Origin of the sequence: Streptomyces sp. NPDC059247 (assembly GCF_042754005.1) — a bacterium.
Lineage (GTDB): Bacteria > Actinomycetota > Actinomycetes > Streptomycetales > Streptomycetaceae > Streptomyces.
Map to the genome: position 1 here is coordinate 1 of NZ_JBHYZW010000005.1, position 20,721 is coordinate 20,721.

Below are 20,721 nucleotides of genomic sequence, written 5' to 3' on the forward strand. Positions count from 1 at the left end.
GGGGGGGTTTTTCCCCCCGGCGGGGGGGCCCCCCCCCCCGCCCCCCCGGGGGGGGGGGGGGCCCGGGGGGGGCCCCCCCCCCCCCCCGGGGCGGGGGCCCGCCCGCCCCCGCCCCCACGGCTCAGGTGCGCAGTTCCCTCGCCTCGAAACGGCCGTCACCGAGGACGAGCACGAACGTGACCTGCTGCCCCTCGGAGAGCGAGCGGTCCCCGCCCTCGATGTCCTCGGCGCGGAAGTAGACCTGCTCCCCCGACCCCACGGGGATGACGAATCCGTATCCGCCGGCGCGGTTGAAGGAATGCACGAACCCCTTGCTCCTGCCTGCCACGGCGACCTCCCGTTCCCGTGTCCTGCCGTCGTACACCTCTCCTGTTCTCCTAGGAGGTGTACCCCGTCGGGGCGCCGTTCGCCCGTCGGGGAGGGCGGGGGCCGGGGCGGAACGAGGGCGGGGCGGGGCCGGTCAGGGGGCGGCGGTCAGGGGCGTGCTCCGGGGCTGATCCGGGGTGCGTCCGGGTCAGGTCCGGGGTGTCTCCGGGTCAGGTCCGGGGTGTCTCCGGGTCAGGTCCGGGTCCAGACCGTGCCCCGGGCCTCGTACTCCAGCATGGTCTCCAGAGCGTTCGCCGCGTCCGGGCCCAGTTCGCGCCGGACCAGCCAGAGGGCCAGTTCCAGGCCGGAGGTGACACCGCCCGCGGTCACCAGATCGCCGTCGTCCACCACCCGCGCGCCCTTCAGGACCCCGCCCTGCCGCTCCAGATCGGGCCGCGCCTTGTGGTGGGTGGTGCAGGGGCGGCCACGGGTGAGTCCTGCGGCGGCGAGGAGCATCACCCCGGTGCACAGGGCGCCGACGGTCAGCCCCGGCCGGACGGCCGCCGCGAGGGCACGGGGCAGGACGCCCCGGTCGATCTCCGCCCACACCCCGGGGTCCTCGCGGCGGGCGTAGCCGCCGCCCGGTACGACGAGCAGATCGGCCCGGTGCGGGGCCCAGGGGTGTTCGACCCGCACCTTCGTGCCGTAGGCGGCGGTGACGGTGCCGGGGCCGTCCACGGAGACGTAGCGGACCTCGACCGGGCGGGCGGCGAAGAACCCGGCGGCGGAGAGCACCTCGTAGGGGGCGGCGAAGTCGAGTTCCTCGACGCCGTCGAAGAGGACGAGGTGCACCCGGAAGGGCCGGCGCGCGGCGGACCCGGCCGGTCCCCCGGCGGCCGGGGTCCCGGTCGCGGTGGTCGCCGCGGCGGCGGTCGTGACACCCGCGAGGGCGCCGCCCGCGCCGAGGGCGGTGGTCGTGCGGAGCAGATGACGGCGGTTCATGGTTCTCCCCGGGAAGACGGTCGGTCCCGATGTCTCGGTCGCGTCCAGGCAGTCGGGCGCACCCGGCCGATGGTTCCCGCCGCCCGCCGCGACGGCGGTGACGGGCGGGTCCGTCGCCCTCGCGGTCGAGGGGACGGGCGGGCGATCGAGACCACCACCGCCCAGGACGTCAGCTGCGGCGACGGGGGCGGCACCGGTCTCCACGACGGCCGAGCCGCATCGGGGGCGCGCACAACGGCTCTGGTCCGTAAGGCCGGAGAGTCCCGTGCGGGGCGAGCGGTCCCGTCGGGAGAGACGGATACCGCTCTTCACCCGAAGTGCCCCGAGGAGGGTCAAAGGTCTCCTACAATACCAATCAGTAGGTTTGATGCCGTCGGGGGACGAGCGCGCCGGGCGCGTTCCCGTACCACCGCGGCGCACGGTGTGACGGGGAGCCAGGAGTGACCAGACAGGAGCGGGCCGCACTCACCCGCGAGGCGCTGATCAGGGCGGCGGCGGCCGAGTTCGAACGGCAGGGCTACGCCTCGGCCACCCTGTCCGCGATCAGCGCGGAGGCGGGGGTGAGCCCCGGCGCGCTCCACTTCCACTTCGAGAACAAGGCGGCCGTCGCCGCCGCCGTCGAGCACGAGGCCTCCGCCCTCCTGCGCAGGACCGCCCGGAGCGTGTACGGACAGCGCTCCAACGCGCTGCAGAACCTCACCGACACGTCCCACGCCCTGGCCCGGCTGCTCCGCGAGGACGTCGTCGTCCGCGCGGGCTTCCGGCTCAGCTGCGCGCAGAACGGGCGGACCGATCTGAACCTGCGCCAGGAATGGCACAGTTGCGTACGGCAGCGGCTCGCGGAGGCGGCCGACGAGGGCCTCCTCACCCCGGACACCGGGCGTCAGCGGGACCTCGCCCGCACGGTCGTCGCCGCCACCGTCGGCCTGGAGACCCTCTGCGGGGACAACGGCGCCTGGCTCTCCGCCGAGACCGTCACCGGCCTGTGGCGAGCGCTCCTGCCGCTGCTCGCCGACCCCCGGGCACTCACCGGCCTCGACCCCTCGGGCACCCCGGCCGCCCACGCCCCGGCCCCCGCACCCGCACCGACCGGCGGAGGGCCCGCCCACCCGGTCGCGGCCGGACCCGGCCCGGCACGATGACCGGATGAGCACCATCGTCGAGTTCTTCGTGGCACCGGACGACACATCATCGACACGGAGACCGCCACGGTGATCGTCAGCGAGCCGGCCGCCCTCGTCGACGGCGCCCGCCGCCGACACCTGGGCGTCTACTGCTGGATCGCGTAGAGGTCCCGCCGGTACGGGGCCGGGCGGCCCGCGTCGGGATCGGCCCCCGGGCTTCGGTGCCCGGTGGTGTCCCGGGCGAGCGCGGAGGCGTTCCTCCCGGGCGGAACGACACAGGACAGGGACCTCAGGGAGGCGAGGATCGCCGACACCGAGGACACCGGTACCGGGGATCGCCGACACCGGGGACGCCGTACCGGGGAGCACCCGGAGCCGCTGAGCCAGTGGGGGCGAGGCCATCTGCCCGTATCCGGTGACCGACCGGCCGAGGGGCACCGGCGCGCTGCGTGCCCGGCGCCACGGGCCGGGCACCCGTCGGGCCGGGGCGTCGGGCCCCCGACACCGGGACGCCCTCGGCGACGGCCGCACGGGGCAAATCGTCATCTAATATTCGAGACGGTTCGGGGTCGCGGCCCCGGAACCGGGTACGGCGACCGTGGTGCGGTCCGGCCTGCGGCCGGGAGGACCGGGCCGCGCGGGTCCAGGGCCCAGGGCCCCGACGCGGGCCCGGCCCGGGGCGCCATGACTCCGGTCACGAGGCTCCCGGGAATCAGGTGACCACCGGCGCGCGTCTCATCGGGGCGGGCCGACCAGCCCGCCCGCGAACAGGAACCATCAGGAGAAGTGAGGTATGCCGGTGATCTGCGTCGGTGGGATGATCGGGATCGGCAAGACGAGTGTGGCCGAGCTGCTCGCCAAGGAACTCGGCAGCCAGGTCTTCTACGAGAGCGTGGAGGACAACCCGATCCTTCCGCTCTTCTACACGGCGAGCCCCGAGGAGATCCAGGCGAAGCGGTACCCCTTCCTGCTCCAGCTCTACTTCCTGCGGACACGTTTCGCCTCGATCAAGGAGGCGTACCGGCAGGGCGACAACGTCCTGGACCGGTCGATCTACGAGGACTGGTACTTCGCCAAGGTCAATCACGACCTCGGCCGGATCAGCTCCCTGGAGATGCAGGTGTACGAGGGCCTGCTCGACGAGATGATGCGCGAGATCGACGGTCTGCCCTACCGCAAGGCGCCCGATCTCATGGTCTACCTCAAGGCGGACTTCGAGACGGTGCTGCACCGCATCGGACTGCGGGGCCGTGACTTCGAGCAGGACGAGAGCCTCGTCGAGTACTACCGGACGCTGTGGTCCGGCTACGACGACTGGGTGCACGAGCACTACTCGGCCAGCGAGGTCCTCGTCGTGGACATGAACCGCACGGACGTGGTGAACGACCCCGAGGACGCGTCCCGTGTGGTGCGGGAGGTCAAGGACGCCCTGGCGCGCGGGCGGCGGCCCTGAGCCGAGGCGCGGGCGCGCCCGCACCCGGGTGAACGGCTTCCCCTCACTCTCCGGCGGCCCCGGGCGCTCGCACCCGCACCCGGGTGAACGGCGCACCGGCCCGGCCCGTGGACCGGCGGACATCCGTGGCGCGGGGCCCGTACCCGAGCAGCCGGGGCGTCCGGCGCCGGTGGCCTCCCGGGACCGGCGGACCGGGGGCCTCACCGGAGAACCGGTCGTCCGGGCGGGCCCGGCGGCCGTACTCCCTTCTCAGCCGCCCAGCAGTTCCCGGTACCACGGCAGGTGCGCGGTGACGTCCTGGCGGAAGGGCGGGCCCGGGGTGCAGCCGAGGTCCTGCCAGGGGCGGCTGTCGGCGAACCAGTGGTCGTGGGCGAGCATGTCCAGGTGGTGTCCGGCGTAGGGGACCCCGGCGAGCAGGACGCGGGCCTCGGCGACGTCGATCGCCGGGCGCCGGGGCAGGTCCGTCCCCCGGACGACCAGCGCTTCGGCCGCCGCGATCAGTTCGGCGACCGGCACCGGTTCGGGATGGCCGACGTAGTACGGGCCCGGCGCGGTCGCGGGCGAGAGCGCGGCGCCGAGCAGGACTCCCGCGAGCGCGTCCACGCCGATCAGGGAGTGCAGCGACGTACCGCAGTCGAGCGGCCCCGGCAGCGCTTCGAGGAGCCGGGCCAGCGCGGGTATCACCTGCCGGTCGCCGGGACCGTACACGAGGTGCGGCCGGAGCACGGTCCCTCCGGCGGCCCGTACGTGCCGGTCCCCCGCCGCCCGGGTGCGGCTGGTCACCGAGCCGGGGGCCATCGGCAGGCTGCCGGGGGCGGCGGCCCTGAAGGGGCCCCGGCCGTGCACGGAGGCGGTGCCGAGGGAGACGATCCGGCCGACCCCGGCGCGTACGGCCGCGTCGACCAGGGCGCGGGTGCCCTCGTCGTTGACGGCGCGGGACCGCTCCTCGTCGGCGCCTATCGCCGAGGCGCAGTGGATGAGGACGTCGATCCCCTCGACGGCGCGGCGCAGCGCGGCGGGGTCGCGGAGGTCACCCCGTACGGTCTCGGTCCTCGGGCGGCCGGGGCGCGGGGGCGTCGGGCGGACGGCGGACGGGCGGCGGACGAGGAGGCGGACGGAGGCGGGCGCGTGGTGCGCCGCCGCCGTCGCCGCGACCCGGCCGCCGATGAATCCGGTGGCGCCGGTGATGAGGATGTGGGGGCCCATGGTTCCGGTGCGGATCAGCCCGCCGACCGGCGGGCGGGGCCCGCTCCGGCCACCGCCGGTTCCCGGGACGGGGCGGTGAGCAGGGAGCGGAAGACGGGGTGGCCGTCCTGGACGCCGACGACCTGGACGGTGGTGCGGGCGGTGTCGGCGCCGGGCACGGTCTCGGCCTCGATCCAGCAGGGGCTGTCGAGTTCGGCGTACCGGAGGAAGGAGACGTTCATGACGGTGGGCAGGTGGCCGGGGTCGCCGTGGGTGAGCGTCGCCGCCTGCCGGGCGGCTTCGAGCAGGAGCATTCCGGGGACGTGGTCGTTGGGGCGGCGGAAGAGGGTGGTGTGGCCGGTGTTGACCCTCAGCCGCCACTGGCCGGGGCGGGTGCCGGGGCCCAGGACCACGTCCTCGGGGCTCTTGCGGCCGACCGCTTCCGGTGCCACCGCCGGGATCAGCGGGACCGGGCGGTCGAGCGCGGCCATCCGCTCGCCCCTGATCCTGCGGTACGCGAGGGCGGAGGTGCAGCTGCTGCGCGCGCCGCCGGTGCCGAGGAACCGGTCGCCCCGGGTGAGGTCGGCGGTGACGCGCAGGTCGCGGAGGCGTCCGCCCCGGCTGCTGAGGTCGGCGCAGACCACGTCGACGGTGACGTCCGAGGGGAGCCCGTCGACGGCGAGCGCCCCGGGGTCGACGTCGTAGTCGAGGCCCCACATGACGAACTGGTCGTCCACGGGTACTCCGAGTTCGGCATGAGCTATCAGCATGGTGGTCTGGCGTATCGTCTCGGCCACCAGGAGAGGGTCGTGCCGGTCCTCAGCCGTCGGAGAGAAGAAGGGATGTGAGGCAGGCCAGCGCGCGGAGACGGAGAACCGGTTCTCCTCCAGCCGTGTCCATCCCGTGGGGATGATGTCCGCCGGATCCTCTCGGTGAACGAACTCCCCGGGGACATGCGTCGTCGTTCCTCGACGGTTCCGATCCATGGGTCCCTCCCGCGTCCCCGCGCCCCCTGAGCGGTGGATCCGCCCGGATTAGAGTACGTACAGCGCGGTTTTCTTTTCAACGCTCCACGTCCCACGGTGAGCACAGACAGCGAGACAGCAGGAGGCGCCTTGGCGCAGCAAGCGCGTGCGATCCGCACCCGGCGGATGATCCTCGAGTCAGCCGCGACCGTCTTCGCGGAGCGCGGTTACGAGCGCACGACCATCGGCGAGATCCTGATGCGCGCCGGGGTGACCAAGGGAGCGCTGTACTTCCACTTCACTTCCAAGGAGGACCTCGCGCTGGGTGTGCTCGACGCCCAGATGCTCGACGTGCCCCTCGGTCAGCAGGAGGTCAAGCTCCAGGAGCTGGCCGACCAGGCGTTCCTGCTGACCCATCGGCTCCAGCACGACGCGCTGGTGCGGGCGAGCATCGCCCTGGCCCTGGACAGCGGCGCCATCAGCGTCGACCGCGCCGCTCCCTACCAGGCGTGGGTCGACCAGGTGTCGGAGATCCTGATGGTGTCGAAGGCGCGGGGCGAGCTGCTGCCCCATGTGAACGTGACGGACACGGCGGAGCTTTTCTCCGGCGCCTTCTCCGGGGTCCAGGCGATGTCGCAGATCATGTGCGACCGCGCCGATCTGGCCCATCGGGTGGCCGTCATGCTCCAGCATTTCGTCCCCAGCATCTGCACCCCGGCGCTGCTGACCCGGCTCGACCTGACGGAGAACCGGGCCCGGCAGCTGGGCATCGAGTACGACGCGAGCCGGCGCCGCCGGGACGAGGCCCTCGCGGACACGCACAGCTGAGAACCGACCGAACGGTTTGGCGGGCCGATCCACCGGCCCTCCGGAGCGCCCCGACGCGGAAAGCGTCGGGGCGCTCTGGCGTCGTGGCACTGAGTGTGTTTTGCTGAGGGTACTCAGTGCCACTAGCGTCTAGGGGAGCTCCACATCATGGGCAAGGACTTCGACCTGTACCGGCCTTCCGAGGAGCACGAGATGCTCCGGGAGTCGGTCCGTGCTCTGGCGGAGGCGAAGATCGCTCCGTTCGCGGCGGCGGTGGACGAGGAGGGCCGGTTCCCGCAGGAGGCGCTGGACGCGCTGGTCGCCAACGACCTGCACGCCGTGCACGTGCCCGAGGAGTACGGCGGCGCGGGCGCGGACGCCCTGGCCACGGTCATCGTGATCGAGGAGGTCGCGCGCGCGTGCGGCTCCTCCTCGCTGATCCCGGCGGTCAACAAGCTGGGCTCGCTCCCGGTGATCCTGTCCGGCTCGGAGGAGCTGAAGGCGAAGTACCTCGGCCCGCTGGCCAAGGGCGACGCGATGTTCTCCTACGCCCTGTCCGAGCCCGACGCGGGCTCGGACGCGGCCGGGATGAAGACCCGCGCGGTCCGCGACGGGGACTTCTGGGTCCTCGACGGCGCCAAGCGGTGGATCACCAACGCCGGGGTCTCCGAGTACTACACCGTGATGGCCGTCACCGACCCCGACAAGCGCTCCAAGGGCATCTCCGCGTTCGTGGTCGAGAAGTCCGACGAGGGCGTGTCCTTCGGCGCCCCGGAGCGGAAGCTCGGCATCAAGGGCTCCCCCACCCGCGAGGTCTACCTCGACAACGTCCGCATCCCCGCCGACCGCATGATCGGCGCCGAGGGCACCGGCTTCGCCACCGCCATGAAGACCCTCGACCACACCCGCGTCACCATCGCCGCCCAGGCCGTCGGCATCGCCCAGGGCGCCCTCGACTACGCCAAGGGCTACGTCCAGGAGCGCAAGCAGTTCGGCAAGCCCATCGCCGACTTCCAGGGCGTCCAGTTCATGCTCGCCGACATGGCCATGAAGCTGGAGGCCGCCCGGCAGCTCACCTACGCCGCCGCCGCCAGGTCCGAACGCGTCTCCGCCGGAAGCCAGAAGGAGGCCCTCACCTTCTTCGGCGCCGCCGCCAAGTGCTTCGCCTCCGACATCGCCATGGAGGTCACCATCGACGCCGTCCAGCTCCTCGGCGGCTACGGCTACACCCGCGACTACCCCGTCGAACGCATGATGCGCGACGCCAAGATCACGCAGATCTACGAAGGCACCAACCAGATCCAGCGCATCGTCATGGCCCGCAACCTCCCGTGACCCGTCCGAACGATCCGGCCCGTTGAAAAACGATCCAGCCCGTTGAAAGGAGACAGGCCGTGACCCTGAAGATCGCCGTCTGTGTGAAGTACGTGCCCGACGCGACCGGCGAGCGCGGGTTCGCCGACGATCTGACGACCGACCGCGAGGCCGTCGACGGCCTGCTCTCGGAGCTGGACGAGTACGCGGTCGAGCAGGCGCTGCGGATCGCGGAGGAGACCGACGGGGCCGAGGTCACCGTCGTGACCGTCGGCCCGGACGACGCCAAGGACGCGCTGCGCAAGGCGCTGTCGATGGGCGCCGACAAGGCCGTCCACGTCGACGACGAGTCCATCCACGGCTCGGACGTGATCGCCACCTCCGCGATCCTCGCCAAGGCACTGGAGAAGACCGGTTTCGACCTGGTCGTCTGCGGCATGGCCTCGACCGACGGCTCCATGGGCGTGCTGCCCGCGCTGCTCGCCGAGCGTCTGGGCCTGCCGCAGGCCACGCTGCTCTCGGAGCTGTCCGTGGCGGACGGCGTGGTGAGGGGCCGCCGGGACGGCGACGCCGCCACCGAGCACCTGGAGGCCCCGCTGCCGGCCGTCGTCTCGGTCACCGACCAGTCGGGCGAGGCCCGTTACCCCTCCTTCAAGGGGATCATGGCGGCCAAGAGGAAGCCGGTCGAGAAGCTCGGCCTGGACGATCTGGACATCGACGCCGACGCGGTGGGCCTGGCCGGGTCCTGGACCCTGGTCGACGCGGTGGCCGCGCGCCCGGCCCGCACCCAGGGCACGATCGTCACCGACGAGGGCGACGGCGGCAAGCGGCTCGCCGCGTTCCTCGCCACCCAGAAGTTCATCTGACCCGCCGTCAGCCACCTACCCGAACAGGAGCGATGATTCATGGCCGAGATCCTGGTTCTCGTGGACCACGCCGACGGCGCGGCCCGCAAGCCGGCCCTCGAACTGCTGACCCTGGCCCGCCGCATCGGCGAGCCCTCCGCGGTCGTCCTCGGCGCGGGCGGGGCCGCCGCCTCGATCGCCGCCACCGCGGGTGAGTACGGCGCGGCGACCGTGTACGTCGCGGACGGCGCCGAGTTCACCGAGCTGTCCGTGGTGCCCATGGTGGACGCGCTCGCCCAACTGGCCGGGGAGAAGGGGGTGGCGGCCGTCCTGGTGACCTCCTCCGGCGAGGGCAAGGAGATCGCGGCCCGGGTCGCGCTCCGCCTCGGCTCCGGTCTGATCACGGACGCCGTGGAGCTGGAGGCGGGCGAGAACGGCCCGGTCGCCACGCAGTCCGTCTTCGCCGCCTCGTACCAGGTGCGTTCGACGGTCTCCCACGGTGTGCCGGTCATCACCGTCAAGCCGAACTCCGCCGCCCCCGAGGCCGCTCCGGCGGCGGGCGCGGTCGAGAACGTCACCGTCGCCTTCACCGGCAACGCGGCGAAGGTCGTCTCGCGCACCGCGCGCGTGTCGACCGGGCGTCCGGAGCTGACCGAGTCCCCGATCGTGGTCTCGGGCGGGCGCGGGGTCGACGCCGCGGAGGGCTTCGCGGTCGTCGAGAAGCTGGCCGACTCGCTCGGCGCGGCCGTGGGCGCCTCGCGCGCCGCCGTGGACGCGGGCTGGTACCCGCATTCCCACCAGGTCGGGCAGACGGGCAAGCAGGTCTCGCCGCAGTTGTACGTGGCGGCGGGCATCTCCGGGGCGATCCAGCACCGGGCGGGGATGCAGACGTCGAAGACGATCGTGGCGGTCAACAAGGACCCCGAGGCCCCGATCTTCGATCTGGTGGACTACGGCGTGGTCGGTGACCTCTTCGAGGTGTTGCCGCAGCTGACGGACGAGATCGGCAGCCGCTGACCTCGGACGACGAGAGGGGGTGGGGTGGCACTCTGTGCCACCCCACCCCCTCTCGTGCTCAGTACCAGTTGTCGAGCGGCGCGTCCTCGCAGAGCCGTACGACGGGGCGGCGGCCGGTCACGCCGACCCCGGAGGCGACCTTCACCCGGACCCCGGGGCGCACCGCGTGCAGCGGTCCCTCCACCCGGCAGCGGACCGTGAAACCCTCCGCCATGTAGACCGGCCAGAGGTCCGAGTCGGCGGCGGAGACCCCGCGCCGCACGGAGATCACGCCCTCCCCCTCGCTGAGTTCGGGGTTCAGCTCCGTCGACCCGCAGGTCGGGCAGAGCAGGCGCTGGAACGTCGTGGTGCGGCACCAGCGGCAGCGCTGGAAGTGGAGCTCGGTCCCGGCGGCCGACTCCTCGTCGGGCCGGACGGCGGTCCCGCTCCTCAGTCCCGTGTGGAACACGATGCCTTCTCCTCGCACTCGGCGGCTCGACCGTGCATGGAGAAAAGATATGGCACTGAGTGCCATCAAATAAAGACCCGAGTTCCCTCAATCCGAGATACCGCGAACCCTGTCGGGCCCTGGCGGAATCTGCCGGGGGCCCTGTCGGACCCCTCAGCCCTCACCGAGGCTCGACTCCACCTCACGCACCACGCGCCACATCGGGGTGGACCGCTTGGTGATCACCACCACCACGTCCTCGGTCTCCTCCCCGGGCGCGTCGGGGGCCGCGTCCGGACTCCAGGCCGCGCGGACGAACTCCAGGGCCCGGTCCATCTCGGCGAGCGCGTCGCCCTCGCCGCCGGAGCGCAGCCAGCGCCGCAGGGCGTGGTTGTGGGCGGCGACCACCGCCGCCGCGGCGACGTTGGCGCGCAGGGTGCCGTCCTTGCGGTCGGCCCAGCGGGTCCTGAGGTGGTCGCCGAGGGTCTTCTCGTACCGCCAGACGACGGAGAGTTCGTAGGTGCGCAGTCCGGCGACCTCGCGGGTGAGCCGGTAGCGCTGGACGGAGAAGGTGGGGTTCTCGGCGTACATCCGCAGGACGAGCCGGGCGGCGTCGCAGACGCGGACCATGGGGTCGTCGGAGTCGGCGCTCGCCGCGAGGAAGCGGGTCATGTCGTCGAGGCAGTGCTCGTGGTCGGGGAAGACCACGTCCTCCTTCGACGGGAAGTACCGGAAGAAGGACCTCCGGCCGACGCCCGCGAGGGTGACGATGTCGTCGACCGTGGTCTGTTCGTAGCCCCGTTCCAGGAAGAGCTGGAAGGCCGCCGCGATGAGGGAGTCCCGCATCGCGGGCTTCGCGGAGTTCGTCGGCGTCGTACCCATGGCCCGAACCTAACACCCGCCCGCCCTCCGCGCGGCACTAGGTGCCGGGAAGATCCGGCACCGAGTGCAGCATCAGGGGTACGGAGGTCAGCGGGCGCTCATCCGCAGCGCGCCGTCCATCCGGATCGTCTCGCCGTTGAGGTAGTCGTGCTCCACGACCATCGTGACGAGCCGCGCGTACTCCTCCGGGCGGGCGAGGCGCTGCGGGAAGGTGACGCTCGCGGCGAGACCGGCCCGGACGTCCTCGCCGAACCCGGCCATCATCGGGGTGTCCACGATGCCGGGGGCGATCGTGACGACCCGGATGCCGAACTGCGCCAGATCACGGGCGGCGGTGACGGTCATGCCCGCGACGCCCGCCTTGGAGGCGGCGTAGGCGATCTGGCCGACCTGTCCCTCGAAGGCGGCGATCGAGGCGGTGTTGACGACGAGACCGCGCTGCCCGTGCTCGTCGGGCTCGTGCCGGGCGATGGCCTCGGCGGCGAGCCGCATCACGTTGAAGGTGCCGAGCAGGTTGATGTCGAGGACCGTACGGAAGAGGGCGAGGTCGTGCGGGCCCTTGCGGCCCAGGACACGGGCCGAGGGGGCGATGCCCGCACAGTTGACGGCGAGCCGCAGTTCCGCGCCGTCGGCGTCGATCGCGGCGAGCGCCGCGCGGACCTGCTCCTCGTCGGTGACGTCGGCGGCGAGCAGCCGGACGCCGTCGGGCAGCGGTCCGGCGGCGGACACGGCCTTGTCGAGGTCGATCCCGTACACGGTGGCGCCCCGGGCGGCGAGCGCGGCGGCGGTGGCCGCGCCGAGACCGGAGGCGGCGCCGGTGACGAGAGCCGCTGTGCCGGCGATGTCCATGGAACTCCTCGTTCGTGTCGTGCGGGAGCGGCCCTGCCGCCGGGATGGCCGCCGGACCGGGCGCGTGCCCGCGGGGGACCGCGCGGTCCGCGCGATCTGCGCCGCCCACCATAGAACCGCGGGACGCGCTCCCGGAAGCGGACCCCGAGGGGATCCGTCCGGAAGCGCGTCGCCGTGCGGGAGCCGCCCGGCGGGGGCGGGTCAGAACGGCTTGGTCGGCAGGTACTTGCCGTCCAGGGTGATCACCGCGCGCTCGCCGCCCTCGGGGTCGGCGACCTTCTTCACGTCCAGCTTGAAGTTGATCGCGGAGATGATGCCGTCACCGAACTGCTCGTGGACCAGGGCCTTCAGGGTGGTCCCGTAGACCTGGAGCATCTCGTAGAAGCGGTAGACGGTGGGGTCGGTCGGGACGCCGTCGAACGAGCCCCGGGTGGGAACGGTCCGGAGCAGCCGGACGGCGTCCTCGTCGAGGCCGAGGAGGGCGGCGACGGCGCGGGCGGCGGGCTCGGGCAGGGCGTGCTGGCCGAGGAGGGCGGCGGTCGTGAAGGCGACGGAGTAGCCGGAGACGTCGGCGATCTCCTGCCAGCTCAGGTCCTTGACGATCTTGGCCTCGACGGCGGCCAGGGCCAGCTCACGACGGGCGGCGGGGTCGAACTGGGCGTGCACCATGAGAGGTACGTCCTTTCCATGCAAAGAGGGGTGAAGAGGAAAAACAGAGGGGGACAGAGGGGGACAGAGGGGGAGGGCGGCCGGTGGTTCAGGCGGCCCGGGTCAGGGGGGCGAGGTCCTCGACGGTGCCGTCGGCGATGTCGAAGACCCAGCCGTGCAGCCGTATGTCGCCTTCGGCGAGGGCTCGGGCCACGGAGGGGTGGGTGGCCAGGTTGGCCAGCTGGGCGGCGACGTTCTCGCGGACCAGGGCGGCCACGTCCCCGGCCCGTCCGGCGGCGGCGGTACGGGCCAGCGAGGCGTCGGCGTGCCGCAGCCAGCCCGCGACGGCGGGCGCCCCGGACAGGTCGTGGCCCTCGGCGAGCGCGGTCATCGCGCCGCAGGCGGAGTGCCCGCAGACGATGACGTCCCGCACCCCGAGGACGGTGACGGCGTACTCGACGGCGGCGGCGACCCCGTCGGTGCCCGGGGCGTGGGCGGGGACGAGGTTCCCCGCGGTGCGGACGACGAAGAGTTCACCCGGATCGGTCTGGGTGATCAGCTCGGGGACGACCCGGGCGTCCGAGCAGCTGATGAACAGGGTCCCGGGACGGTGATCGGAGGCGAGACGGGCGAAGAGACCGGACTTGGCAGGGAAGACCTCCCGCTGGAAGCGGGCGATTCCCTCGGCGAAATGAGGCATGTCCACACCTTGCATGAACAGGAGCTATAGCGTCCAAGACCTGTCATCGATATCTGTCATAGATGAGGTCTATAGTCGGCTGTATGCAGCCGGAACTCCGCCATCTCCGCTATCTGCTCGCCGTCGCCGAGCACGCCAACTTCACCCGCGCCGCCGAAGAGCTGCGGATCGCCCAGCCGACCCTTTCCCAGCAGGTCAAGCAGTTGGAGAAGGCCCTCGGCGTCCCGCTCCTCGACCGCACCGGCCGCACCGTACGGCTCACCGACGCCGGGGAGGCGTACGCGGAGTACGCCCGGCGCGCCCTCCGGGACCTCGCGGCGGGCGAGCGCGCGGTGCTCGACGTCCACGACCTCTCCCGGGGCAGACTGCGGCTGGCCGCCACCCCCACGTTCACCGCCTACCTCACCGGCCCCCTGGTCGCCGCCTTCCACAGCCGCCACCCGGGCATCGACGTGGAGGTCCGGGAGCTGACCCAGGACCGCGTCGAGACCGAACTCCTCGCCGACCGGCTCGACCTCGGCATCGCCTTCGAGGGCGGCCATCTCCCGGGCGTCGAGGCGACCGGGCTGTTCACCGAGACCCTCGGTCTGGTCGTCGGCCCCGGACATCCCTTCGCCGGGCGGACCGAACCGGTCCCGGCGGCGGAGCTGAACCGTCATCATCTCGCCCTGCTCGGCGGGGACTTCGCCACCCGTCGGCACATCGACGCGTACGTCTCCGAGCACGGCGTACGGCCCCGGATCGCGGTCGAGACCAACGCGGTCGGCGCCCTCATCGAGATCGTCCGGCGGACCTCCCTCGCCACCGTCCTGCCCGACGCCGTCACCCGCGACCACCCGCACCTGACCCCCGTGCCCCTCTCCCCCGCCCTGCCGCCGCGCGGGGTCACCCTGCTGCGCCGCGCGGCCGGATACCGCAGCGCGGCGGCCCGCGCCTTCGCCGCCCTGGCCGTGAGCGGCGAGGGCGGCGAAGGCGCGGGCGGGGAGGGTGCCGGGAGCGCGGGCGGCTACTCGAAGTAGACGTTCGCGATCAGGGCGTGCCAGGTGTAGCGCCCCACCACCCCGTCCGCGCCGCCCTGGACCGAGACGCCCCGCTGGAACTTCACGACCGCGTTGTAGGTCTTGGTGCCGAACACCCCGTCGACGAAGCCGGGCTGGTCCTCGGCACGGACCGCGCCGACCTCCAGGAGGTCCAGCTGGAGCTCCCGGACGCACACCCCGGTCGAGCCCTTGGCGAGGACCACGGTGGGGATCTCCCAGGCCATGTAGACCTCGGAGCCGTAGAGGTTCTTGCACTGCTGGAGTTCCTGGAACCACCAGGCCTGGGCCGGGGAGGCGCCGGGACCGGCGAGGAGGGCGGTGGCGGCCACGAGGAGCGCCCCGGCCCAGGCGGTACGGAAGCGGGTCGCGCGGGTCTTCATGTCGTTCGGTCCTTCGGAGGGGAGAGGGAGGGGAGAGGGAGAGCGAAGTCGGGAGAACTACGGGAAGGGGCGCGGGACTCAGCGGGTCCAGCGGGTTCCAGTCGGCCCACCGGGTTCCAGCCGGTCCAGCCGGTCCAGTCGGTCCACGGGTTCCAGCCGGTTCAGCCGGTGAGGAGCTTCTCCCAGGTCCTCGGGCCGACGATGCCGTCGGAGGCGAGACCCCGGTTGCTCTGGAAACGGCGGATCGCCGAGTCGGTGCGGGCGCCGAACTGGCCGTCCACGAAGGGTCCGCCGCTCTGCTCCCACGCCGTCAGGCCGTAGCGCGAGACGAGTTCCTGGAGCCCCCGGACGCAGTCGCCGGTGGAGCCGACCGCGTAGTCGCCCGCCGGGACGGTGTACCCGCCGGGGGAGAGACGGGTGCCGTACGCGTCCTTGCAGATCTTGTACGCGGAGTCGTCCGCGTGGGCGGCCGGTGCGGTGACCAGCAGGGCGCCGGTCGCGGCGGCGGCCAGGACGACCGCCGCGAAGCCCTTCGCGGGGCGGAACTTGCGCATGTCGGGGAGCCTTTCCGAACGTTTTCGCCGAGGACGCCGCAAGCGTGCACCCGTCCGGCCGGGCCCGCCGGGGCGTCCCGCCGTCCCGGGACCCGCCCGGTGGACGACCTCCCAGGCCGAGCCGGGGTCCGCCCGGCGCGTCCCAGGGACGTGCCGACCCGCCCGGCGGGACCCCGGGACCACCGGAACCCCCTCCCGGGGTCGGCCGATCGGATGACCCCGGGGTCCACCGTTCCGGGCGCCCGGCGCAGCCGGGACGACGACGGCCCGGCCGGGAGGCCGGTCCCACGATGGAGGGGCGGCGGGCCGCACGGCCCCGGCAGTCGTCCGAGTCCCCTGGAGCAGACCCCATGAAGCACGTGAAGAAGGCCGTCTCGCGCACCCGCGTCGTGACCGGCGGGGCGGTCGTCGCCACGCTGGCCCTCGGCGGCTTCGGTGCCTACTCGGCCGGTGCCACCGGCGGGGACACGGCCGCTCCGGCCGCCGCCGTCACCGAGACCGACGCCAAGAACCGCGACACCACCCGGTCGACGCACCTGACGGTCGAGGCGGCGACCAAGGCGGCGCAGGCGACCCTGAAGGCCGCCGAGAAGGAGAACCAGCGCGTCTCCGTCGCCGTCGTCGACCGCAACGGCAACACCCTCGTCACCCTCCGCGGCGACGGCGCGGGCCCCCAGTCCTACGAGTCCGCCGTGAAGAAGGCCTTCACCGCCGTCTCCTGGAACGCCCCCACCTCCGTCCTCGCCGGACGCCTCACCAGCACCCCCAACCTCAAGGACATCCCCGGCACCCTCTTCCTCGCCGGAGGCGCCCCCGTCACCGCCAAGGGCGCCCCCGTCACCGCCAAGGGCGCCCCCATCGCCGGCATCGGCGTCGCCGGAGCCCCCTCCGGCGACCTCGACGAGAAGTTCGCCCAGGCAGGCATCGCCACCCTCAACCGGTGACCACCCCCACCCACCCCGGCAGGCGACGGCACCCGGCTCACCGGCCGGGCGGCCCGGGTCCCGTCGCGCTGTCGGCCCGGGCCGTTCCCGCCCGTACCGGCGTCACTGCTGGGTGCGGGACAGCCCCCGGCTGATGACGAGGCGCTGGATCTGGTTGGTGCCCTCGAAGATCTGGGTGATCTTGGCTTCGCGCATGTAGCGCTCGACCGGGAAGTCCCGGGTGTAGCCGTAGCCGCCGAGGACCTGGACCGCGTCCGTGGTGACCTTCATGGCGGTGTCGGTGGCGATCAGCTTGGCCGCGCTGGCCTGCCTGCTGAAGGGGCGGCCCAGGTCCCGGCGGCGGGCCGCGTCGAGATAGGTGGCGCGGGCCGCGTCGACGGCCGCGGCCATGTCGGCGAGGAGGAAGCCGAGGCCCTGGTGGTCGACGATCCGGCGGCCGAAGGTGGTGCGTTCGTTGGCGTAGTCGACGGCGGCGTCCAGGGCCGCCTGGGCCAGGCCGGTGGCGCAGGCGGCGATGCCGAGGCGGCCACTGTCCAGGGCGCTGAAGGCTATCTGGAGTCCCTGTCCCTCGTCCCCGATCAGCCGGTCGGGGGCCAGGAGGGCGCCGTCCCAATAGGCGGAGGTGGTGGGGACCGCCTGGAGGCCCATCTTGCGCTCGGGGGCGCCGAAGCTGAGGCCCTCGGTGGTGCCGGGGGCGAGGAAGCAGGAGATGCCGTGGCTGCCGGGGGCGGTGCGGGCGAAGAGGGCGTAGAAACCGGCCTTGCCGCCGTGGGTGATCCACGCCTTGGTGCCGGTGATCCGGTAGCCGCTGCCGTCCTCCTGGAGTTCGGCCTTGCAGCTCAGGGCGGCGGCGTCGGATCCCGCCTGGGGCTCGGAGAGGCTGTAGCCGCCGACCGTACGGCCCTCCAGCATCGCGGGGAGCCAGCGTTCCTTCTGCCCGGTGGTGCCGAAGGTGTGGAGCGGGTGGCAGGCCAGGGTGTGGACGCTGGTGGCGACGGCGACGGCGGCCCAGCGCGCGGCGAGTTCCTCCAGGACCTGGAGGTAGACCTCGTAGGGCTGGCCCCCGCCGCCGTACTCCTCGGGGTACGGCAGGCCGAGGAGGCCCGCCTTGCCGAGGGTGGCGAAGAGCCCCTCGGGATAGGTCTCGGCGGCCTCGTACGCGTCCACCAGGGGAGAGAGTTCCCTGTCGGCGATCTCCCGGGTGAGGGCGATGAGGTCCGCTGCCTCGGGGGTGGGAAGCAGGCGGTCGACATCCATGGCGACTCCAGCGGCGCGCAAAGTGGTACTGGGGCAGGTACTGCAGTACCGCTCAGCGTAGCGCCGACGGGTCGGCCCGTCACCCCCCGGCCGTACCGGGCCTGGAATACTGGGTGCGTGATCGAGACCTCAGCCGTCGATGCCCCGAAGCTGACGGGCCGTGGCGCCGCGCGCCGTTCCGCCCTCTTCGAGGAGCTGGTCGCCCTGCTCGTCGGCGAGGGTTTCGCCCGGCTGACGCTCGACGACCTCGCCGCCCGCCTCCGCTGCTCGAAGCGGACCCTGTACGGCCTGGCCGGAAGCAAGGAACAGCTGGTCAGAGCGGCCGTCGTGCACTTCTTCCGGCGGGCCACGGGCCGGGTCGAGGCGGTGCTGGCCGCCGCGACCGATCCGGCGGACCGGCTGGCCGCCTATCTGCGGGCGGTCTCGGCCGAGCTGGCGCCGGTCTCGCCGCAGTTCTTCGACGACGTGGCCGGTTTTGAACCGGCGGCGGAGGTGTACGAGCGGAACACGCGCGCGGCGGCCGGGCGGGTCCAGCAGCTGATCGAGGAGGGTGTGCGGGCCGGGGTGTTCCGGGAGGTGCACGTGACCTTCGCGGCCGATGTGATCTCCTCCGTGATGGTCCGCATCCAGCGGCGGCAGGTGGCCGCCGCGACCGGTCTGGCCGACGCCGAGGCGTACGAACAACTGGCGGAACTGCTGCTCAGCGGCCTGCGCCGGACCTGAGCCGGTACGCCGACGAGGCCCGGCATCCGCTCCCGGGCCTCGCTGGTGGCGGGGCGGCTACCGGGCGTCGAGGGCCCGGTGGGCGCGGACGATGTCCGCGTACCGCAGACCGCTCGTCTTGAGGGTCCTGCGCTGGGTCGCGTAGTCGACGTGGACGAGCCCGAAGCGCTTGTCGTAGCCGTAGGCCCACTCGAAGTTGTCGAGCAGCGACCAGGCGTAGTACCCGGCGAGCGGGACGCCCTTGCGCAGGGCGCGGGCGCAGGCCGCGAGGTGCTGTTCCAGGTAGCGGGCGCGCTCCGGGTCGTGGACCTCGCCGCCGGGGCCGGGGGTGTCGGGGAAGGCCGAGCCGTTCTCGGTGACGTACAGCTCGCGGACGCCGTACTCCTCGGTGAGGCGCAGCAGCAGGGCCTCCAGGCCCCCGGCGTCGATCTGCCAGTCCATGCCGGTGCGGGGCACCTCGGGCAGCCGTACCTCGCGGGCGTACGGCACCGGTCCCGTCGGGTCGTCGGCGACGGTGACCGGGAAGTAGTAGTTGAGGCCGTGCCAGTCGAGGGGCGCGGCGATGGCCGCCGGGTCGCCGGGCCGTTCGGGGAGGTCGACCCCGTACAGCTCGCGGAGGTCGGCGGGGAAGCCCCGGCCGTACACGGGGTCGAGCCACCAGCGGTTGGTGTGGCCGTCGGCCCGGACGGCGGCGGCGAGGTCCTCGGGGCGGGTGGAGGCGGGGGCGACGGTGGAGTGGTTGGTGACGAGTCCGACGCGGGCGCCGGGCACGGCGGCGCGGACGGCGGCGACACCGAGGCCGTGGGCGAGCAGCAGGTGGTAGGAGGCGCGGACGGCGGCGGTGAGGTCGGTGAGGCCGGGGGCCATCCGTCCTTCGAGGTGGCCGATCCAGGCAGAGCAGAGGGGTTCGTTGAGGGTGGCCCAGCGGGTGACCCGGTCGCCGAGGCGTCCGGCGACGGCGGAGGCGTAGGCGGCGAAGTGCTCGGCGGTCTCGCGGACGGTCCAGCCGCCCCGGTCCTGGAGGGCCTGGGGCAGGTCCCAGTGGTAGAGGGTGACGCAGGGGGTGATCCCGGCGTCGAGGAGGCCGTCGACGAGCCGGTCGTAGAAGTCGAGTCCCGCGGTGTTGACGGGTCCGTCGCCGCCGGGCAGGACGCGGGGCCAGGCGACGGAGAGCCGGTAGGCGTCGGTGCCGAGGCGCCGCATCAGGGCGATGTCCTCGGGCCAGCGGTGGTAGTGGTCGCAGGCGGTGTCGCCGTGGTCGCCGTGGTCGACGGCGCCGGGGACGCGGCAGAAGGTGTCCCAGATGGAGGGGGCGCGGCCGTCCTCGGCCGCCGCGCCCTCGATCTGGTAGGCGGAGGTGGCGGTGCCCCAGGCGAAGGAGGGCGGGAAGGCGGCGAGGTCGAGCGGTTCGGGCACGGGGTTCCTTTCGGGCGGGGCGCCCTCGGCGGGCGTCACTTGACCGCGCCCGCGGTGAGGCCGGCGACGAGGTAGCGCTGGAGCAGCAGGAACCCGGCGACGACGGGGACGCTCACCACGAGGGAGGCGGCCATCACCTGGTTCCAGTAGACGTCGTTCTGGGTGGCGTACCCCTGGAGGCCGACGGCGAGGGTGCGGGTGGCGTCGCTGGTCATGACGGAGGCGAAGAGGACTTCGCCCCAGGCGGTCATGAAGGCGTAGACGCCGACGGCGACGATGCCGGGCACGGCGGCGGGGACGACGACCCGGAAGAGGGCGCCGAGGGGGCCGCAGCCGTCGACCGCCGCGGCTTCGTCGAGCTCGCGCGGGACGCCGTCGAAGTAGCCGATCAGCATCCAGACGGAGAAGGGCAGCGAGAAGGTGAGGTAGGTGAGGATCAGCCCGCCGCGCGAGCCGAAGAGGGCGATGCCGGTGGCGTCGCCGATGTCGACGTAGAGGAGGAACAGCGGCAGCAGGAAGAGGATGCCGGGGAACATCTGGGTGGAGAGGACCGTCACGGTGAAGACGCGTCGGCCCCGGAAGGCGTAGCGGCTGACGGCGTAGGCGGCGAAGACCGCGACGACGAGCGAGCAGACGGCGGACGCCCCGGCGACGATCAGGGAGTTCACGAAGTAGTCCGCGAGCGGGACGGTCTCCCAGATGTCGAGGTACGGGCGGAGAGTGAGCCCGGAGGGCGTCCAGCGGAACTTCCCGGAGACGTCCTCCAGGGGTTTGAGGGAGCTGGAGACCATCACGTACACCGGCAGCAGGACGAAGCCGGTGAGCAGGGTGAGGAAGATCCGGCGGCTCCAGAGGAAGGAGCGGGGGGCGGCCATGGGTGAGC

The 20,721-nt window shown here is 73.0% G+C and carries 24 protein-coding genes; 9 read left to right on the forward strand and 15 right to left on the reverse strand.

Features of this window, described 5'->3' with window-relative positions:
- Positions 1-121: 121 nt before the first annotated feature.
- A complete protein-coding gene (locus tag ACFXGN_RS11990; RefSeq protein WP_384856868.1) occupies positions 122-328 on the reverse strand; it encodes a cold-shock protein in 207 nt (68 codons plus the stop codon).
- A 230-nt stretch (positions 329-558) separates the two neighbouring features.
- Positions 559-1,308, reverse strand: a complete 750-nt coding sequence (locus tag ACFXGN_RS11995) for a DJ-1/PfpI family protein (RefSeq protein WP_384856871.1) — start codon at positions 1,306-1,308, stop codon at positions 559-561.
- Positions 1,309-1,748: 440 nt separating this feature from the next.
- Here ACFXGN_RS11995 and ACFXGN_RS12000 point away from each other — a divergent pair, with 440 nt between their 5' ends.
- Positions 1,749-2,450, forward strand: coding sequence for a ScbR family autoregulator-binding transcription factor (locus ACFXGN_RS12000; protein WP_384856874.1), 702 nt, complete (start codon positions 1,749-1,751; stop codon positions 2,448-2,450).
- Between the two features lie 128 nt (positions 2,451-2,578).
- On the opposite strand, the gene ACFXGN_RS12005 is transcribed toward ACFXGN_RS12000, so the two are convergent.
- Entirely contained in the window at positions 2,579-2,746 is a 168-nt protein-coding gene (locus ACFXGN_RS12005; protein WP_384856877.1) for a hypothetical protein, read from the reverse strand.
- Positions 2,747-3,225: 479 nt separating this feature from the next.
- Between ACFXGN_RS12005 and ACFXGN_RS12010 the strand changes: the two genes are divergently transcribed.
- Positions 3,226-3,885, forward strand: a complete 660-nt coding sequence (locus ACFXGN_RS12010; RefSeq protein ID WP_384856880.1) for a deoxynucleoside kinase — start codon at positions 3,226-3,228, stop codon at positions 3,883-3,885.
- Between the two features lie 249 nt (positions 3,886-4,134).
- Here ACFXGN_RS12010 and ACFXGN_RS12015 read toward each other — a convergent pair whose 3' ends face one another.
- Positions 4,135-5,091, reverse strand: coding sequence for an NAD-dependent epimerase/dehydratase family protein (locus ACFXGN_RS12015; protein ID WP_384856883.1), 957 nt, complete (start codon positions 5,089-5,091; stop codon positions 4,135-4,137).
- A gap of 14 nt (positions 5,092-5,105) precedes the next feature.
- On the reverse strand, positions 5,106-6,056 hold the full coding sequence (locus ACFXGN_RS12020) for a ScbA/BarX family gamma-butyrolactone biosynthesis protein (RefSeq protein ID WP_384856886.1): 951 nt from the start codon (positions 6,054-6,056) through the stop codon (positions 5,106-5,108).
- 129 nt (positions 6,057-6,185) lie between these two features.
- Here ACFXGN_RS12020 and ACFXGN_RS12025 point away from each other — a divergent pair, with 129 nt between their 5' ends.
- The 4 genes from ACFXGN_RS12025 (at position 6,186) to ACFXGN_RS12040 (ending at position 10,018) form a co-directional block, all read left to right on the forward strand.
- Complete coding sequence (locus tag ACFXGN_RS12025) at positions 6,186-6,863, forward strand: ScbR family autoregulator-binding transcription factor (protein ID WP_384856890.1); 678 nt, start codon at positions 6,186-6,188, stop codon at positions 6,861-6,863.
- Positions 6,864-7,010: 147 nt separating this feature from the next.
- Positions 7,011-8,177: an acyl-CoA dehydrogenase family protein gene (locus ACFXGN_RS12030; RefSeq protein WP_384856894.1), complete on the forward strand. Its 1,167-nt coding sequence runs from the start codon at positions 7,011-7,013 to the stop codon at positions 8,175-8,177.
- Between the two features lie 59 nt (positions 8,178-8,236).
- Entirely contained in the window at positions 8,237-9,022 is a 786-nt protein-coding gene (locus ACFXGN_RS12035) for an electron transfer flavoprotein subunit beta/FixA family protein (protein ID WP_384856897.1), read from the forward strand.
- A gap of 39 nt (positions 9,023-9,061) precedes the next feature.
- Positions 9,062-10,018: an electron transfer flavoprotein subunit alpha/FixB family protein gene (locus tag ACFXGN_RS12040; protein WP_384856900.1), complete on the forward strand. Its 957-nt coding sequence runs from the start codon at positions 9,062-9,064 to the stop codon at positions 10,016-10,018.
- Positions 10,019-10,076: 58 nt separating this feature from the next.
- Here ACFXGN_RS12040 and ACFXGN_RS12045 read toward each other — a convergent pair whose 3' ends face one another.
- From ACFXGN_RS12045 to ACFXGN_RS12065, 5 genes are all read right to left on the reverse strand, one after another.
- Positions 10,077-10,466, reverse strand: a complete 390-nt coding sequence (locus tag ACFXGN_RS12045; protein ID WP_384856904.1) for a zinc ribbon domain-containing protein — start codon at positions 10,464-10,466, stop codon at positions 10,077-10,079.
- A 153-nt stretch (positions 10,467-10,619) separates the two neighbouring features.
- Complete coding sequence (locus ACFXGN_RS12050; protein ID WP_384856907.1) at positions 10,620-11,327, reverse strand: TetR/AcrR family transcriptional regulator; 708 nt, start codon at positions 11,325-11,327, stop codon at positions 10,620-10,622.
- An 87-nt stretch (positions 11,328-11,414) separates the two neighbouring features.
- Complete coding sequence (locus tag ACFXGN_RS12055) at positions 11,415-12,176, reverse strand: SDR family NAD(P)-dependent oxidoreductase (protein WP_384856910.1); 762 nt, start codon at positions 12,174-12,176, stop codon at positions 11,415-11,417.
- Between the two features lie 201 nt (positions 12,177-12,377).
- Positions 12,378-12,845, reverse strand: coding sequence for a cyanase (gene cynS / locus ACFXGN_RS12060; protein WP_384856913.1), 468 nt, complete (start codon positions 12,843-12,845; stop codon positions 12,378-12,380).
- A gap of 88 nt (positions 12,846-12,933) precedes the next feature.
- Positions 12,934-13,524: a carbonic anhydrase gene (locus ACFXGN_RS12065; protein WP_384856916.1), complete on the reverse strand. Its 591-nt coding sequence runs from the start codon at positions 13,522-13,524 to the stop codon at positions 12,934-12,936.
- An 83-nt stretch (positions 13,525-13,607) separates the two neighbouring features.
- Here ACFXGN_RS12065 and cynR point away from each other — a divergent pair, with 83 nt between their 5' ends.
- Positions 13,608-14,543: a transcriptional regulator CynR gene (gene cynR, locus ACFXGN_RS12070; protein ID WP_384856919.1), complete on the forward strand. Its 936-nt coding sequence runs from the start codon at positions 13,608-13,610 to the stop codon at positions 14,541-14,543.
- Here cynR and ACFXGN_RS12075 read toward each other — a convergent pair.
- Positions 14,531-14,944, reverse strand: coding sequence for a peptidoglycan-binding protein (locus ACFXGN_RS12075; protein WP_384856922.1), 414 nt, complete (start codon positions 14,942-14,944; stop codon positions 14,531-14,533). The genes cynR and ACFXGN_RS12075 overlap by 13 nt on opposite strands.
- 161 nt (positions 14,945-15,105) lie before the next feature.
- The gene (locus ACFXGN_RS12080) at positions 15,106-15,498 is read right to left on the reverse strand and encodes a peptidoglycan-binding protein (protein ID WP_384856924.1); all 393 of its coding nucleotides are present in this window, start codon (positions 15,496-15,498) and stop codon (positions 15,106-15,108) included.
- Positions 15,499-15,857: 359 nt separating this feature from the next.
- On the opposite strand from ACFXGN_RS12080, the gene ACFXGN_RS12085 reads away from it, so the two are divergent.
- A complete protein-coding gene (locus ACFXGN_RS12085) occupies positions 15,858-16,442 on the forward strand; it encodes a heme-binding protein (RefSeq protein ID WP_384857709.1) in 585 nt (194 codons plus the stop codon).
- A 102-nt stretch (positions 16,443-16,544) separates the two neighbouring features.
- Here ACFXGN_RS12085 and ACFXGN_RS12090 read toward each other — a convergent pair whose 3' ends face one another.
- Positions 16,545-17,699, reverse strand: coding sequence for an acyl-CoA dehydrogenase family protein (locus ACFXGN_RS12090; RefSeq protein WP_384856927.1), 1,155 nt, complete (start codon positions 17,697-17,699; stop codon positions 16,545-16,547).
- A gap of 117 nt (positions 17,700-17,816) precedes the next feature.
- Here ACFXGN_RS12090 and ACFXGN_RS12095 point away from each other — a divergent pair, with 117 nt between their 5' ends.
- On the forward strand, positions 17,817-18,422 hold the full coding sequence (locus ACFXGN_RS12095; RefSeq protein WP_384856930.1) for a TetR/AcrR family transcriptional regulator: 606 nt from the start codon (positions 17,817-17,819) through the stop codon (positions 18,420-18,422).
- Positions 18,423-18,479: 57 nt separating this feature from the next.
- Here ACFXGN_RS12095 and ACFXGN_RS12100 read toward each other — a convergent pair whose 3' ends face one another.
- Both ACFXGN_RS12100 and ACFXGN_RS12105 read right to left on the reverse strand, forming a co-directional pair.
- On the reverse strand, positions 18,480-19,838 hold the full coding sequence (locus ACFXGN_RS12100; protein WP_384856933.1) for a GH1 family beta-glucosidase: 1,359 nt from the start codon (positions 19,836-19,838) through the stop codon (positions 18,480-18,482).
- Between the two features lie 35 nt (positions 19,839-19,873).
- Positions 19,874-20,713 carry a carbohydrate ABC transporter permease gene (locus tag ACFXGN_RS12105; protein ID WP_384857712.1) on the reverse strand — a complete coding sequence of 280 codons (840 nt, stop codon included), beginning with the start codon at positions 20,711-20,713 and terminating at the stop codon, positions 19,874-19,876.
- Between the last annotated feature and the right edge of the window lie 8 nt (positions 20,714-20,721).

Coding starts and splice junctions, on each gene's coding strand:
- cynS (WP_384856913.1), bottom strand. CDS start 12,845: ATGGTGCACGCCCAGTTCGACCCCGCCGCCCGTCGTGAGCTGGCCCTG.
- ACFXGN_RS12065 (WP_384856916.1), bottom strand. CDS start 13,524: ATGCCTCATTTCGCCGAGGGAATCGCCCGCTTCCAGCGGGAGGTCTTC.
- ACFXGN_RS12040 (WP_384856900.1), top strand. CDS start 9,062: ATGGCCGAGATCCTGGTTCTCGTGGACCACGCCGACGGCGCGGCCCGC.
- ACFXGN_RS12030 (WP_384856894.1), top strand. CDS start 7,011: ATGGGCAAGGACTTCGACCTGTACCGGCCTTCCGAGGAGCACGAGATG.
- ACFXGN_RS12055 (WP_384856910.1), bottom strand. CDS start 12,176: ATGGACATCGCCGGCACAGCGGCTCTCGTCACCGGCGCCGCCTCCGGT.
- ACFXGN_RS12015 (WP_384856883.1), bottom strand. CDS start 5,091: ATGGGCCCCCACATCCTCATCACCGGCGCCACCGGATTCATCGGCGGC.
- ACFXGN_RS12010 (WP_384856880.1), top strand. CDS start 3,226: ATGCCGGTGATCTGCGTCGGTGGGATGATCGGGATCGGCAAGACGAGT.
- ACFXGN_RS12020 (WP_384856886.1), bottom strand. CDS start 6,056: ATGGATCGGAACCGTCGAGGAACGACGACGCATGTCCCCGGGGAGTTC.
- ACFXGN_RS12080 (WP_384856924.1), bottom strand. CDS start 15,498: ATGCGCAAGTTCCGCCCCGCGAAGGGCTTCGCGGCGGTCGTCCTGGCC.
- ACFXGN_RS12105 (WP_384857712.1), bottom strand. CDS start 20,713: ATGGCCGCCCCCCGCTCCTTCCTCTGGAGCCGCCGGATCTTCCTCACC.
- ACFXGN_RS12075 (WP_384856922.1), bottom strand. CDS start 14,944: ATGAAGACCCGCGCGACCCGCTTCCGTACCGCCTGGGCCGGGGCGCTC.
- ACFXGN_RS12090 (WP_384856927.1), bottom strand. CDS start 17,699: ATGGATGTCGACCGCCTGCTTCCCACCCCCGAGGCAGCGGACCTCATC.
- cynR (WP_384856919.1), top strand. CDS start 13,608: ATGCAGCCGGAACTCCGCCATCTCCGCTATCTGCTCGCCGTCGCCGAG.
- ACFXGN_RS12050 (WP_384856907.1), bottom strand. CDS start 11,327: ATGGGTACGACGCCGACGAACTCCGCGAAGCCCGCGATGCGGGACTCC.
- ACFXGN_RS11995 (WP_384856871.1), bottom strand. CDS start 1,308: ATGAACCGCCGTCATCTGCTCCGCACGACCACCGCCCTCGGCGCGGGC.